Raw genomic sequence first — 13,988 nt, forward strand, 5'->3', positions numbered from 1 at the left:
GCCCATGACCGACGCACCGGACCCGCCGCGCGGCGAAGAGGCCGCTTCTCCGCAGACGCGGCGCGAAGCGGGCGACGCACGGCGTGCCGCGGAGGCACATGACACCCCGCCGGCGCTGCAGGCCCATCTGCGCGCTGCGCGCAGTGAGCTGGAGAGCCAGGTCGCGCAGGCGAAGGCGGACTTCGAGGAGGCGAACGAGCGCATCAAGGAGCGCACGGGGCGCGACCTCATCGTCGCGACCCTGATCGGGCTGGCCATCGGGGTCGCCCTGCTCGGCTCGCTGATCTTCGTGAAGTGGGCGTTCGTCCCGTTCGCCCTGGCGGCAGCGCTGCTCGCGATGTTCGAGTTCTCCCGCGCGCTGATCGCCAGCGGACGCCGCGTCGATCTGGTCCCGCAGCTCGTCGCGGGTGCCATCGTCGTGCTGTCGGCCTATTTCGTGGACGCGTGGCTGCAGTGGGTGCTGCTGTTCGTGGTCCTGGCGTTCCTGGTGGTCTGGCGGCTGGTCGCGCAGATGGCCTCCCACGACGGCCGCGTTTACTCCGCCGTGCTCGGGGATGTGCTGATCGCCACCTTCCTGCAGCTGTATGTGGCGTTCCTCACGAGTCTCTGCCTCGTGCTGCTGAGCAAGGACGGCGGCGAGTGGTGGGTGCTGTCGTTCATCATCGTTGCGGTCGCCGTCGACACCGGCGCGTACATCGCGGGCATCACCCTGGGCAAGCATCCGATGGCTCCCCGCATCAGCCCCAAGAAGACGTGGGAGGGCTTCGCCGGCGCCGCGGCGGCGGCCACCATCGCCGGCGTGCTGGTCGGCATGTTCATGCTCGGTCTCGACTGGTGGATGGGCGCGGTGTTCGGCATCCTGATCCTCGCCACCGCCACGGTCGGCGACCTGGGAGAATCGATGATCAAGCGCGATCTCGGCATCAAGGACATGAGTTCCTGGCTGCCCGGTCACGGCGGCGTCCTCGATCGACTCGATTCGATCCTGCTGTCGGTCGTGGCGGCGCTGTCCCTCTACTACCTCTTCACTCCGCTGGTGGCATCATGACGGCATCCGAGACGACCTCCCGGACATCCTTCCCCGAGGCCCGAGGGCGCGAGAAGGGCTACGACAAGGAGCCGGTCGACGAGTTCCTCGCTCGCGCCCGCGCGTCGTTCGAGCAGGGCAGCGCGTCCCTCACGTCGGCCGACGTGCGCCAGGTGGCATTCCCGCTCGTGCGGCACGGGTACGCGATCGCGTCGGTCGATGCGGCGCTCGGTCGCATCGAAGACGCGTTCGCTGCGCGTGAGCGCGCGTCCGCGATGGCGGCCGCAGGCGCCCGCGCATGGGTCGGCCACACGCGGGAGCTCGCGCAGGAGGTGCTGGATCGACTGTCGCGTCCCACCGGGCGCCGTTTCGACCGGGTGTCCCGGCTGCGCTACGGCTACCGGGTCGCCGAGGTGGACCTCGTCACCGACAAGCTCGCGCGCTTTCTCGAGACCGGCGACTCCGTGACCGTCGAGCAGGTGCGCGCGGTCGCGTTCCGCATGCAGCGCGGCGGCTACCGCGAGACGCAGGTGGATGCCGTGCTCGATGCGGTCGTCGAGGTGATGCTCGCGGTGAAGTGACACGCACGGGTGTCGCGGATGGCACGCCCTCGTGCCGGTATGCGAGAATCGGGGCACTGTGACTTCCGGAAACGAGCTGAACCCGACCAGGCGCGCCCGTCGTCACGAGGTGTCGACCCGGGCCGCGGGACGCGTCGTCTCGACGGCATCAGCCGCGCCGTCGGCGCCCGCACGCGCGGCCGGTTCCTCTGCCCGGTGGTCACGTCGCCGCGGTGTGCTGGGAGGCTTCGCCGCCTTCGCGGTGCTCGGGTTCGTGGTCGCCTACATCGGTCCGACCGGCCTCGCGCTCGCGCAGGCCACGGCCGAAGAGGAGTCGCAGGTCTCGCTGTACGCCAGCTCGCTCGACGACGTGCAGTCCCTGAGCGGCGACGGCAGCGCTCAGGTCGCGGAGCCTGCAGCGCTCGACCGCGGCGGCTACTCCGTGTATGTGAAGCCCAAGCCCACCCCGACCGTGGCGCCGACGACGGCATCGAAGTCCGCGTCCAGCGGCTGGCGGCCTCCGTTCGTCACGCCCGACCCCGGCACCGCGCAGGCCATCGCCTACGACATGGTGCTCGCCCGTGGCTGGGGCGACGACCAGTTCGCCTGCCTGGTCGCACTGTGGAACAAGGAATCCGGCTGGCGGGTCAACGCCTACAACGCCGGCAGCGGCGCCTACGGCATCCCTCAGGCGCTGCCGGGCAGCAAGATGGCGACCGCGGGTGCCGACTGGGAGACCAACCCGGCGACCCAGATCACCTGGGGCCTGGGCTACATCGGCGGGCGCTACGGGACTCCGTGCGGTGCCTGGGACCACTCGCAGCGCACGGGCTGGTATTGAGCCGTGCCCCGATCGAACCGCCGCCGTCCTGATTCGAGCGGCGACGAGTCCTTCGAGCGACTCCTCGCCGGCTGGAAGCGCAGCGAGATGCGACGCGGTGTGGAATGGATCGTGCAGCCGGTCTCGGCGGCCCAGGCGCAGAAGCCTTACACGTGTCCGGGCTGCGGGCGCCAGGTCGACATCGGTGTCGCGCATCTGGTGGCCTGGCGCGCCGACGGGGTGCTGGGCGATGCCGCGGATCTCGCCGCGCGTCGGCACTGGCATCAGCACTGCTGGAAGGTGGCGTGACATGGAGATCCGCGGACCGATGCTGCTCCCCGCCCGGCGCGAGGACGTCGAGCTCGAGACGCTCGACGGGCTGACGCTCGTCGGCGAGCTCGCCCTGCCCGAGAACCGGGAGCCGATCGCGACCCTCGTGACGCTGCATCCCCTGCCGACGGCCGGCGGATTCATGGACTCGCACATCATCCGCAAAGCAGCCGGGCGCCTTCCCGCGCTGGCGGATCTCGCGGTGCTGCGGTTCAACACGCGGGGCACGACCTCACCGCGGGGCACGAGCGAGGGCGCCTTCGACGGCGGCCGGTCCGAGGCCTTCGATGTCGCCGCGGCGATGGACTTCGTGCACACCCGAGGTCTGCCGCGGCCGTGGCTGGTCGGATGGTCGTTCGGCACCGAGCTCGCGCTGAAGTACGGGCGCGATCACGCGGTCGAGGGGGCTGTCCTGCTGTCGCCGCCGCTGCACCGCGCGACCGCGGAAGAGATCGCGGCGTGGGCGGGCGACGACAGACGCCTGATCGTGCTGGTACCGGAGTTCGACGACTATCTCCGACCGGATGCCGCGGCCGAGCGCTTCGCGAGCGTGCCCGAGGCGGTCCTGATCCCGGTCGAGGGCGCCAAGCATCTGTGGGTGGGGGAGAACCAGACCCGTCGAGTGCTGACCGAGATCGTGGCGGCCGTCAATCCGGACGCGCTGCCGCTGCCACTGGAGTGGGACGGACCCGTCGTCGACGCGTGACCGGGCGCACCCACGGGCCCGGGCTGGACCGGACCCGCCTCAGCGCTCGTTCTGGCGCGGGATGACGACCTGACGGTAGATGATCAGGATGCTTGCAGCCACCGGGATGGCGACCAGGGCGCCCAGCAGGCCCAGCAGTGATCCGCCGGCGAGGGCGGCGATCACGACGACCGCTCCAGGCACCGAGACGGCCCGCCCCATGATGCGCGGCGAGATCACGTACGCCTCGATCTGCATGTAGATCAGGTAGTAGATGGCCGCGATGAGCGCGGTCGTGGGGGAGCCCACCACCAGGCAGGTCAGGACGATGATGATGGAGCCGGTCAGGGTGCCGACCAGCGGGATCAGCGAGAAGAAGAACGCGATCACGGCGAGCACCGCGGGGAACGGCGCTTTGATGATCGACAGGAAGATCGCGCTCAGCACGCCGTTGATGAGACCCAGCGTCACCTGGCCGATGACGTAGTAGCCGACGGAGTCGGTGATCTGCTCACCGAGGTCCATGAACCGCGCCCGCTTCGAGGCCGGGACCAGCTGGTAGACCGAGCGCTTCAGGCTCGGAGTCGACGCCGTGAAGTAGATGGTGAGGATCAGCACGATGAAAGCGCCCGCGAAGCCCGCGATGAGCGCACCGACGATCGTGATGATGCTGCCGCCGACCTCGCTGCCGATCGCGCCGACGTCGAGGGACGCGTACCAGTCCTCGATGTAGGCCCAGACCTCGTCGACGTCCAGCGCCGGGAACACCCCGTGCAGCCAGTCCTGGATCGCGCCGACCGGATCGTCGAACATGCCCTCTCCGGCGAGCTCCTCGATCGTCGTCACCAGCTGACCGATCTGCTGCACGATGATCGGCACGATCATGAGGATGATCCCGGCGAACACCGCGAGCACGCCCAGAATGGTGATGAGCACCGCCGCCCAGCGCGGCAGCTTGCGGCGCTCGAGCCACGCGACGATCGGGTCGAGGCCCAGCGAGAGGAACAGCGCGGTGCCGACGTAGAGCAGGATCGTCTGGAGGTTCTGGATGCTGCCGATCAGCAGCAGTCCCAAGCCGACACCGAGCGTTGCGAGCAGCGCGGTGCGGAACGGGCTGTGCAGCTTCATCGAGGTCCCCCTGCCGATCGACTTCCCGTCGATGCGTTGTGTCCGCCCAGGATACGCATGCCGAGCGCCCAGGCCGTGGAATGCCCCCTCCCACGCGCCTCACAGGTCATTCCCGCTAGTCTGAAACGTCGAATCGAAGGGTTGCGCTGCGTCTGCGCCCCCGGGAAAGGTGTTCTTCGTGCGTTTCGTATGGGCCGTGGCGGCCTTCGTGCTCGCCACCGTGATGATCGGGGCGGGCATCGCCCAGCGGACGATCTTCCAGGGTCCCAGGACCGAGACCACGGCGATCTCGGTCGAGGAGGAGACTCCCTACCTCCTCATCGACGGCGCCGTGCTCAATCAGATGCCGGGTACCCAGACACTTCGTGCCCAGACCGAGGGCGACATCTACGCCTCGTACGGGCGGACGGCCGACATGGAGGCGTGGCTGTCCGACACCACGTACACCCACGTCACGCTGGACGGCGACGGCGAGGTCGAGACCGTGGTCGTCGAGCCCGAGATCGACGCCATCGCCGACCCTGCGACGGACGCCCCCGCGGACGGCTCCGCGACCGACGACGCAGCGGCCGACGCGTCGACGGATGACGCGACCGACGCGGCGGGCCGCAGCCCGGTCGGTTCAGACCTGTGGCTCGACGAGTATCAGCAGAAGGATCTCCTGATCGCGCCGCTCCAGCTCCCGGAGGAGATGAGCGTGCTCGTCGCCTCCGACGGCACCGCACCCGCACCGAGCAGGGTGACCGTGACCTGGCCTCTGCAGACCTCGACGCCCTGGGCGGGTCCGCTCATCGTCGGCGGCGGCATCCTCATGGCCGCGGGCGTGTTCCTCTACATCCTCGGCATCCGCCACGCCCGTCGGAAGCGCGGACCCCGCCGCAAGGGCCTGCCGCTGCCGGTGACCGAGCCGATCGACATCGCGATCGACGGCGACGACAAGGGCGTGATCAGCAACTCGGCTCGTACGCGCCGGGCGGTCTCGAGCGGGCGCCGCGCGTTCGCGTTCCTGCCGGTCGTCGCCGTATCGGCACTGCTCTTCACGGGCTGCTCCGCCGACGCCTGGCCGCAGCTCGGCCCATCGCCGACCCCCACGCCGACCGCGACGGTCATCGCGCCCGACGGCCAGCAGGCGCCTGCGGTGACGAAGGCGCAGGCCGAGCGGATCCTCACCCGCATCTCGGCCACCGTCGCCGACGCCGACGCGGCGATGGACGGCGACCTCGCCGACACGCGCCTGGAGGGTGCAGCCCTGGCTGCGCGCGACACGAACTACAAGCTCCGTTCGACCCTCGGCGACTATCCGGCGCCCGCGCCGATTCTTGCGAAGCCGCTCGAGATCATCCTGCCGCAGGCCTATGACGCGTGGCCCCGTTCGGTGATCGCCATCGCCGACGACGAAGAGTCGAAGACCTCGAGCATCATGGTGCTGACCCAGCAGGATCAGTGGTCGGAGTACAAGCTCTCGTATGTCGGGAGCCTGGAGGCGTCGACCGCTATCCCGGATCTCGCCCCGGCCTACATCGGTGCGGCGGCGGTCGAACCCGACTCGCCGTTCCTCGTGCTGCCGCCCGATCAGGTGGCCGCCGCGTACGCAGACGTCATCAGCAAGGACGCGGAGAGCGAGTACTACGACCTCTTCGAGGCCGACGGCGATCAGCTCCGCGCCAGCATCGCCGCCGACCGGCAGCGACGGCGCGACGAGTTCAACCAGACCGCCAACTCCGGCGCGTCCACGGGCACCCTCGAGTTCAGTGCGGTCGCCGGGCCGCAGACGCCGTTCGCGCTGCAGACGGTCGAGAGCGGGGCGATCGTGGCCGTGAACATCAACGAGGTCGACACGGCCAAGCCGACCAACGCGGATGCGGTCATCAAGGTGGAGAACAACCGGACGGTCAAGACGCTGGCCGGCGCCGACCAGTCCGCCACGGGCTTCGAGACGACGTTCAGCGACCAGGTGTTCTTCTACGTGCCGAATGCCGGTTCGAATGAGAAGATCCGCCTGCTCGGTTACTCATCCGACATTCTCGATGCGAAGATTCTGTAGTGACTGATCCCACTCTGGGCGCCTCGCTGCGTGGTGCCGTCGACCTGTCCACTCTCCGCAATCGCCCTGCGTCCACTGCGCAGGCCGCGCCCGGTGAGGAGGCTCCCGCGGGCAGCGGGGCCGTCGTCCCGGCCCTCGTGCTCGACGTCACTGACGAGACGTTCCCGCAGGTGCTGGAGCTGTCGCGCACCGTACCGGTGGTCGTCGATCTCTGGGCCGAATGGTGCGGCCCGTGCAAGCAGCTGAGCCCCATCCTCGAGAAGGTCGTCCTCGAGCTCGGCGGCCGCCTCGTGCTGGCGAAGGTCGACGTGGACGCCAATCCGCAGCTGTCGCAGGCGTTCCGCGCGCAGTCCATCCCGATGGTCGTCGCGCTCGTCGCCGGGCAGCCGGTGCAGATGTTCACCGGGGCCGTTCCCGAGCAGCAGGTGCGCGAGGTGTTCGCGCAGCTCCTCCAGCTCGCGGCGCAGAACGGTGTGACCGGCACGGTCGCCGTCGACGGCGAGGCGCCGGAGGAGACACCCGATGAGCCCGCGCTCCCGCCCCTGCATGCCGAGGCGTTCGAGGCCATCGAGGAGGGCGACTACGCGCGCGCCGTCACCGCATACGAGAAGGCGCTCGTGGAGAACCCCCGCGACGCCGAGGCGCGTGCCGGGCTCGGACAGGTGCAGCTTCTGCTCCGCGTGCAGGACGTCGACCTCCAGGCGGCACGCGCGGCCGCCGCATCCGCTCCCCAGGACATCCCCGCGCAGCTGACGGTCGCCGATCTCGACCTCGCGGGCGGGCACGTCGAGGACGCATTCGGCCGCCTGCTCGATCTGTTCTCGCAGCTGCCCGCGGACGAGCGCGCACCCGTGCGGGAGCGCCTCCTGGAGCTCTTCGCGCTCGTGGGCGATGGCGACCCGCGCGTCATCGCGGCACGCGGTCGCCTCGCTTCACTGCTGTTCTGAGTCGCGCCTCGACCGACGGCAGGTCAGCCCCGCGTCGGTGACGGGATGTGGGCGCTCGTCTCGTGGCGAAGCCACAGCACTCCGAGCGGGGGCAGCACGAGCGACGCGCGTCCGTCCACGCCCGCGTGGACGACGCCCAGGTTGCCGACCCCCGAGCCGCCGTACGCCTGCGCATCGGTGTTGAGGATCTCATGCCAGACGCCGCTCTCGGGCAGGTCGAGCTCGTACGACGTGAGCGGCTGCCCCGAGAAGTTCGCCGCGACGACGATCGTGTTGCCGTGCCACTCGCGGCGGGCGAAGGCGATCACGTTCGGATTCCACTTCGGGGAGCCGAGCCGCGTGAACGCGGCGCCGTCGCTGTCACGCGCCCAGAGCGCGGACTGCTCGCGGTAGACGCGGTTGAGGACGCCGACGAACTGCTGTAGCTGGGCATGTGTGGGCTGATCGAGCAGCCACCAGTCGAGCGAGCGCCCCTCTGACCACTCCGACAGCTGACCGAACTCCTGGCCCATGAACAGCAGCTGCTTGCCCGGGTGTCCCCACATGTAGGCGAGGAACGCGCGCATGTTCGCGAGCTGCTGCCAGTGGTCGCCCGGCATCCGTGCGAACAGGCTCCCCTTGCCGTGGACGACCTCGTCGTGGCTGATCGGCAGCACGTAGTTCTCGCTGAACGCGTACACGAACGAGAACGACAGCTCGCCCTCGTGGTGCGCGCGATAGATCGGGTCGCGCTTGATGTACTGGAGCGAGTCGTTCATCCAGCCCATGTTCCACTTGAACCCGAATCCGAGGCCCGCCTGACTCGTGGGCGCCGTCACGCCGGGGAAGCTCGTCGACTCCTCGGCGATCATCGCGATGCCGGGGTACCGCTTGTACGCGGTGGCGTTGACCTCCTGCAGGAAGTGGATCGCCTCGAGGTTCTCGCGGCCACCATGGACGTTCGGCGCCCATTCGCCCTCGTTGCGCGAGTAGTCGAGGTACAGCATGGACGCGACGGCGTCCACCCGCAGACCGTCGACATGGAACTCCTCGAACCAGTACAGCGCGTTGGCCACGAGGAAGTTGCGCACCTCGCTGCGGCCGTAGTCGAAGATGTAGGTGCCCCACTCGCGGTGCTCGCCGCGCCGGGGATCGGCGTGCTCGTAGAGCGGCTCACCGTCGAACCGGGCCAGCGCGAAGGCATCCTTCGGGAAATGGCCCGGAACCCAGTCCATGATCACGCCGATGCCGGCCTGGTGGAGTCTGTCGATGAGGTACCGCAGGTCGTCGGGGTGCCCGAACCGGCTGGTGGGCGCGTAGTAGCCGGTGACCTGATAGCCCCACGATCCGCCGAACGGATGCTCGGCGAGCGGGAGGAACTCGATGTGCGTGAATCCCTGGCCGGTGACGTAGTCGATCAGCTGATCGGCGGCGTCGCGGTAGGTCAGCCCCTGCCGCCATGAGCCGAAGTGCAGCTCGTACACCGACATGGGCCGCGACACGGGCGTCGAGCGGGCGCGCTCGGCGAGCCATGCGGCGTCGCCCCAGGAGTACGAGGAGCCGACGACGACGGAGCCCGTGGCAGGAGGCACCTCGGCGAACCGGGCCATGGGGTCGGCTTTCAGCGCCCACTCGCCGCCGCGACCGCGCAGCTCGAACTTGTAGGTGGTGCCCTGGCCGATCCCCGGGACGAAGATCTCCCACACGCCGCTGGCGCCCATCGAGCGCATGGCGTGGCCCTGGCCGTCCCAGCCGTTGAAGTCGCCGACCACCCGCACGGCCCGCGCGTTGGGCGCCCACACTGTGAACGCGGTGCCCATCGTGCCGTCGTGTTCGCGCTCGTGCGCGCCGAGCGCCCGCCACAGCTCTTCGTGGCGTCCTTCGGCGATCAGGTGCAGGTCGAGCTCGCCGATCGTCGGCGTGTGGCGATAGGGGTCGTCCGCGACGTAGTCGGGCCCGTGCGCGTAGGTGGTGAGCAGCTCGTAGCGGGTGAGGGTGCCGGCGCGCGTGCCCTCCCAGATACCGGCCCGCACGTGCTCGAGCGGAACGCGCGTGCCGTCGGCGAACACCGCCGTGACGCTGCGGGCGAGCGGCCGGCGTGCGCGGATGATCCATGTCGCGGTGCCCTCGGCATCCGTGTCGGGATGGATGCCGAGCACGGCGTGGGGGTCGTGGTACGAGCCCGTCGAGACGGCATCGAGGATCTGGTCGGTGAGCGTCATCGCGGCCCCTTGACGTGGAGGATGTGGACCGGCTCGGTGAACGCGTCGAGCATCACGTAGTTGTGATCCGACCACGTCCACCGGCCGCCGGTGACGAGGTCCTCGACCTCGTACGGCGAACCGGGCTCGACGCCCCAGATGCGGGTGTCGAGGTGGACCATCGTCTGGCGCACCGAGTGGGGGTCGGTGTTGACCACGACGATGACGGTGTCGCTGCGGCCGTCGGGGGAGAGCGCCGCGTCGAGGTGCTTGGCGTACACGAGGATCGCGTCGTCGTCGCTCCAGTGGATGCTGAGGTTGCGCAGCTGCCGGAGGGCGGGGTGCGCGCGCCGGATCTCGTTGAGCCGGGCCAGGAACGGGGCGAGCGAATCGCCGCGCTCGGCGGCGCCGGCCCAGTCGCGGAACTTGTACTCGTACTTCTCGTTGTCGATGTTCTCTTCCGAGCCCGGACGCGCCACGTTCTCGTAGAGCTCGTAACCGGCGTACACGCCGTAGGTCGGCGCCGCCGTGGCTGCGATGGCGGCCCGGATCCGATAGGCGGCACGGCCGCCGAACTGCAGGTACTCGGTGAGGATGTCGGGCGTGTTGACGAAGAGGTTCGGGCGCAGGAAGTCGTCGGTCTCGTGGGCCAGCCCCGAGAGGAACTCCTCCAGCTCGGCCTTGGTGTTGCGCCAGGTGAAGTACGTGTAGCTCTGCTGGAAGCCCGCGGACGCGAGGCTCTGCAGCGGCGCGGGGCGTGTGAACGCCTCGGCGAGGAACACCACGTCGGGGTCCTCGGCGGTGACGGTCGCGATGAGCCACTCCCAGAACTGCAGGGGCTTCGTGTGGGGATTGTCGACGCGGAAGATGCGCACGCCCTGCGCGATCCAGTGGCGGACGATGCGGAGGACCTCGGCACGGATGCCGGCCGGGTCGTTGTCGAAGTTGACCGGGTAGATGTCCTGGTACTTCTTGGGCGGATTCTCGGCGTACGCGATGGAGCCGTCGGGGAGCGTCGTGAACCACTCCGGGTGCGCGGCGACCCACGGATGGTCGGGAGCGGCCTGCAGCGCGAGGTCGAGGGCGACCTCGATGCCGGCGGTGCGGGCATTGCGCACGAATGCCCGGAAATCGGCGAGCGTTCCGAGGTCGGGATGGACCGCGTCGTGCCCGCCGTCCGCCGAGCCGATCGCCCACGGCGAGCCGGGATCGCCGGGACCCGCGTCGAGGGTGTTGTTGGGTCCCTTGCGGTTCACGGTGCCGATCGGGTGGATCGGCGGCAGATAGACCACGTCGAAGCCCATCTCCGCCACGGCCGGAAGACGCTTCGTCGCGGTGCGGAAGGTGCCGCTCTTGGCCGTGCCGTCCTTGAATCGGCGGGCTCCCTCGGACCGGGGGAAGAACTCGTACCACGCGCCCACTCCCGCGCGCTCGCGCTCGACGAGCAGCTCGAGGTCGTCGCCGATCGTCACGAGCGACATGAGGGGGCGCTGACGGAGGTAGCCGGCGATCACCGGGTCCTCGACGATGGTCAGCGCCGCCGCGTCGTCCCGCGTCGCGTCGCGGAGGGATGCCGCAGCCGCGGCGAGAGCGCGCCGCTCGGCGACCGGGCGGCCCTTCTCGGCGCCGGCGCGATCGAACAGGAGCGCACCGAGCTCGCGCATGAGCGCGGCGTCCACTCCGGCGGCGATCTTGAGCGAGGCGGCGTGCTCCCACGTGGCGAAGTCATCGCCGAAGGACTCGAACCGGAAGCGCCAGATGCCCTGCTCGAGCAGCACCACCTCGGTCTGCCAGCGGTCGAAGCCGTCGTCGAGCGACTCGAGGCGGTGCAGCGACTCGTCGCCGGACGGCGAGAACAGACGCACCTGGACGCCGATGCGGTCGTGTCCCTCGCGGAACGCCGTCACGCGGAACGGCACCGCCTCACCGTTGAACGCCCTGGGCCGGTAGTCGCCCCAGGGGACGGCGGGCGATGGCTGGGCGAGCGGAATGCGCCGTGCGGCGGTGTCTCGTTCAGCCTGCCAGGCATGGATGTCGCGGACAGGGAGGGCCGAGGCGCTCCGCCACGGGCGGGAGCGCGCGGAGCGCGTCGTCGTGACCACGTGTCGAACCTATCGCGCGACCGACCGGGATGACAGCGACGTGACGAGGCGCGTCGGCCGGCTCACCGCTTCCGGTCTACTCGGCACGGAAGAGGCGCATCGAAGTGCCGGGCAGCGCGACGGTGTCGCCCGGCGCGAAGGTCGGCATGAGCTCGGAGGGCGTCTCGTCGGCGCTCGACCACAGCGAGACGTAGCTCGTCACTCCCTCCACGTCGGGAAGTGTGACCGTGGTCGGACGCTCGGTGCCGTGGACCATGAGGAGCACGCGGTTGAACCCCTCGAACTCCGGTGTGGACGCCGCCACGTACTGAAGCGTGCGGTGCGCGGGATCGGTCCACCGCTCGAGCGACATGGTCTCACCGCGCTCGTCGTACCACTCCATGACGGATGCCGAAGGCGTGCGTTCGCCGAGGCGCGCGAAGCGGCCGGGGCGCAGGGCCGGGTTCTCCCGCCGCAGCCGCAGCAGATGCCGCACGTGCGCGTACAGGTCGCGTTGCCAGGGGGCGTGCTCCCACGACAGCCAGGTGAGGACGGAGTCGTGGCAGTACGCGTTGTTGTTGCCGCGTTGCGTGCGTGCGAACTCGTCGCCCGCGGTCAGCATCGGCACGCCGGCCGACAGCAGCAGCGTGCCGAGGAGATTGCGCATCGCCTTGCGCCGCGTGGCGAGGATCCCCAGGTCGTCGGTCGGCCCTTCGGCGCCGTGGTTGAAGGAGCGGTTCGTGTCGGCGCCGTCGCGGTTGTGCTCGCCGTTGCCGAAGTTGTGCTTGACGTCGTACGAGACGAGATCGCGCAGGGTGAAACCGTCGTGCGCCGTCACGAAGTTGACGCCGGCGAGAGGGCCGCGCTCGTCGGCGAACGTGTTCGCCGACCCGGCGAGCCGGTTGGCGAAGCCGCCGATGCCGACGGGCGACGTCGAGGCGCGCCGCGCGTAGTCGACGTCGCTCAGCCAGAAGTTGCGGACGCGGTCGCGGTAGCGGTCGTTCCACTCGCTCCAGCCGTCTCCGAAGTTGCCGGTCTGCCAGCCGCCCATGCCGACGTCCCAGGGCTCTGCGATCTTCTTGACACCGGCCAGTGCGGGGTCGTCCACGACGGCGCGCAGAAGCGGGTGCTCCGGGGTGAAGGCGTGCGTCTCGTCGCGGCCGAGCGTTGCGGCGAGATCGAACCGGAACCCGTCGACCTGCACGTCGTTCGCCCAGTACCGCAGCGAGTCGAGCACCAGGCGGGCCGCGGCATCCGTCGAGGTGTCCAGCGAATTGCCGCATCCCGTGACGTCGATGTAGACCCCGTCGTCCTGCTGGCGGTAGTACGCGCGGTTGTCGATGCCGCGCAGGCTCGAGCGCGGGCCGCCGATGCCCTCTTCCGCCGTGTGGTTGTAGACGACGTCGAGGACCACCTCGAGCCCGGCCTCGTGGAGGAGCCGGACCATCCCCTTGAATTCGCGGAGGACTGCCTCGGGTCCCTGGCGGCGGGCCTCCTCGGTGGCGTACGCGCCGTGGGGCGCGAAGAAGCCGAGGGAGTTGTAGCCCCAATAGTTCGCGAGACCGTGCTGGAGCAGCCGCGGCTCGGTCGCGAACGCGTGGACCGGCAGGAGCTCGATGCTGGTCACGCCGAGGTCCAGGAAATGCTGCACCATCGCGGGGTGAGCGAGCCCGGCATACGTGCCCCGCAGGCTCCCGGGAACATCGGGATGCCGCTTCGACAGGCCCTTGAGGTGGCCCTCGTAGAGGACGGTGCGGTCCATCGGGACAGCGGGCTTGGATACGCCGCCCCAGTCGAACGATCCCTCGACGACGGCTGACCGCCAGCCGTCGTAGCCGGTGCGCTCGAGGCCGCGGGTGTACGGGTCGAGCAGGAGCGTGCCCCGGTTGAACGTGTTGCCGGCTCCCTGGGGGCCGTCGACGCGGATCGCGTACCGTGTGCCCGGCCGCAGCAGCGGGGTCGAGATCTCCCACACGCCGCCGCCGATCGGGGCGAGGGGCTCGGTCGCCGTGATCCAGTCGAGGTCGGTGTCATCGAAGACGACGAGGTCGACGGCATCCGCTGCGCCCGACCACACCCGCAGGCGGCCGCCGTCGGGAAGCAGAACGACGCCCAGCCCATCGAGCTGCGGGCTGAGCAGCCCCGCGGCTGGGGGCGAGAGGACGGACTCCGGGCTGACCATGCGG

Annotated in this window: 11 protein-coding genes; 7 read left to right on the forward strand and 4 right to left on the reverse strand. The window is 69.9% G+C overall.

The window, feature by feature from the left end; translation table 11 throughout:
• The first annotated feature begins 4 nt into the window (after positions 1 to 4).
• From MRBLWS13_RS01560 to MRBLWS13_RS01580, 5 genes are read left to right on the forward strand one after another with little or no spacing between them, the layout of a single operon-like run.
• Positions 5 to 1,048: a phosphatidate cytidylyltransferase gene (locus MRBLWS13_RS01560; RefSeq protein WP_349427341.1), complete on the forward strand. Its 1,044-nt coding sequence runs from the start codon at positions 5 to 7 to the stop codon at positions 1,046 to 1,048.
• The gene (locus MRBLWS13_RS01565) at positions 1,045 to 1,608 is read left to right on the forward strand and encodes a DivIVA domain-containing protein (protein WP_349427342.1); all 564 of its coding nucleotides are present in this window, start codon (positions 1,045 to 1,047) and stop codon (positions 1,606 to 1,608) included. The genes MRBLWS13_RS01560 and MRBLWS13_RS01565 overlap by 4 nt, the downstream gene beginning before the upstream one ends.
• A 58-nt stretch (positions 1,609 to 1,666) precedes the next feature.
• The gene (locus MRBLWS13_RS01570; protein WP_349427343.1) at positions 1,667 to 2,428 is read left to right on the forward strand and encodes a lytic transglycosylase domain-containing protein; all 762 of its coding nucleotides are present in this window, start codon (positions 1,667 to 1,669) and stop codon (positions 2,426 to 2,428) included.
• A 3-nt stretch (positions 2,429 to 2,431) separates the two neighbouring features.
• Positions 2,432 to 2,716, forward strand: coding sequence for a hypothetical protein (locus tag MRBLWS13_RS01575; RefSeq protein ID WP_349427344.1), 285 nt, complete (start codon positions 2,432 to 2,434; stop codon positions 2,714 to 2,716).
• A gap of 1 nt (position 2,717) precedes the next feature.
• Positions 2,718 to 3,443: an alpha/beta hydrolase gene (locus MRBLWS13_RS01580; protein ID WP_349427345.1), complete on the forward strand. Its 726-nt coding sequence runs from the start codon at positions 2,718 to 2,720 to the stop codon at positions 3,441 to 3,443.
• Positions 3,444 to 3,482: 39 nt separating this feature from the next.
• Here the strand turns inward: MRBLWS13_RS01580 and MRBLWS13_RS01585 are convergent, their stop codons facing one another.
• Positions 3,483 to 4,550: an AI-2E family transporter gene (locus MRBLWS13_RS01585; RefSeq protein ID WP_349427346.1), complete on the reverse strand. Its 1,068-nt coding sequence runs from the start codon at positions 4,548 to 4,550 to the stop codon at positions 3,483 to 3,485.
• A 178-nt stretch (positions 4,551 to 4,728) separates the two neighbouring features.
• On the opposite strand from MRBLWS13_RS01585, the gene MRBLWS13_RS01590 reads away from it, so the two are divergent.
• Both MRBLWS13_RS01590 and MRBLWS13_RS01595 read left to right on the forward strand, forming a co-directional pair.
• On the forward strand, positions 4,729 to 6,594 hold the full coding sequence (locus tag MRBLWS13_RS01590) for a glycosyl transferase (RefSeq protein ID WP_349427347.1): 1,866 nt from the start codon (positions 4,729 to 4,731) through the stop codon (positions 6,592 to 6,594).
• A complete protein-coding gene (locus MRBLWS13_RS01595) occupies positions 6,594 to 7,541 on the forward strand; it encodes a tetratricopeptide repeat protein (protein WP_349427348.1) in 948 nt (315 codons plus the stop codon). The genes MRBLWS13_RS01590 and MRBLWS13_RS01595 overlap by 1 nt, the downstream gene beginning before the upstream one ends.
• 23 nt (positions 7,542 to 7,564) lie before the next feature.
• Here the strand turns inward: MRBLWS13_RS01595 and glgB are convergent, their stop codons facing one another.
• The 3 genes from glgB to glgX all read right to left on the reverse strand — a co-directional run bounded on the left by glgB (position 7,565) and on the right by glgX (position 13,984).
• Positions 7,565 to 9,742 (reverse strand): 1,4-alpha-glucan branching protein GlgB, encoded by a 2,178-nt coding sequence (glgB, locus tag MRBLWS13_RS01600; protein ID WP_349427349.1) that lies wholly within the window; start codon positions 9,740 to 9,742, stop codon positions 7,565 to 7,567.
• Positions 9,739 to 11,712 (reverse strand): maltotransferase domain-containing protein, encoded by a 1,974-nt coding sequence (locus MRBLWS13_RS01605; RefSeq protein WP_349428955.1) that lies wholly within the window; start codon positions 11,710 to 11,712, stop codon positions 9,739 to 9,741. Before MRBLWS13_RS01605 ends, glgB begins: the two co-directional genes overlap by 4 nt.
• Positions 11,713 to 11,899: 187 nt before the next feature.
• Positions 11,900 to 13,984 (reverse strand): glycogen debranching protein GlgX, encoded by a 2,085-nt coding sequence (glgX, locus tag MRBLWS13_RS01610; RefSeq protein WP_349428956.1) that lies wholly within the window; start codon positions 13,982 to 13,984, stop codon positions 11,900 to 11,902.
• Positions 13,985 to 13,988: the final 4 nt, after the last annotated feature.

It is taken from the genome of Microbacterium sp. LWS13-1.2, from assembly GCF_040144835.1.
Taxonomy (GTDB): Bacteria; Actinomycetota; Actinomycetes; order Actinomycetales; family Microbacteriaceae; genus Microbacterium.

What these genes read in the sequence shown, in the direction of transcription:
- MRBLWS13_RS01585 (WP_349427346.1), bottom strand. Translation starts at nt 4,550, where the DNA reads ATGAAGCTGCACAGCCCGTTCCGCACCGCGCTGCTCGCAACGCTCGGT.
- glgB (WP_349427349.1), bottom strand. Translation starts at nt 9,742, where the DNA reads ATGACGCTCACCGACCAGATCCTCGATGCCGTCTCGACGGGCTCGTAC.
- MRBLWS13_RS01580 (WP_349427345.1), top strand. Translation starts at nt 2,718, where the DNA reads ATGGAGATCCGCGGACCGATGCTGCTCCCCGCCCGGCGCGAGGACGTC.
- glgX (WP_349428956.1), bottom strand. Translation starts at nt 13,984, where the DNA reads ATGGTCAGCCCGGAGTCCGTCCTCTCGCCCCCAGCCGCGGGGCTGCTC.
- MRBLWS13_RS01565 (WP_349427342.1), top strand. Translation starts at nt 1,045, where the DNA reads ATGACGGCATCCGAGACGACCTCCCGGACATCCTTCCCCGAGGCCCGA.
- MRBLWS13_RS01560 (WP_349427341.1), top strand. Translation starts at nt 5, where the DNA reads ATGACCGACGCACCGGACCCGCCGCGCGGCGAAGAGGCCGCTTCTCCG.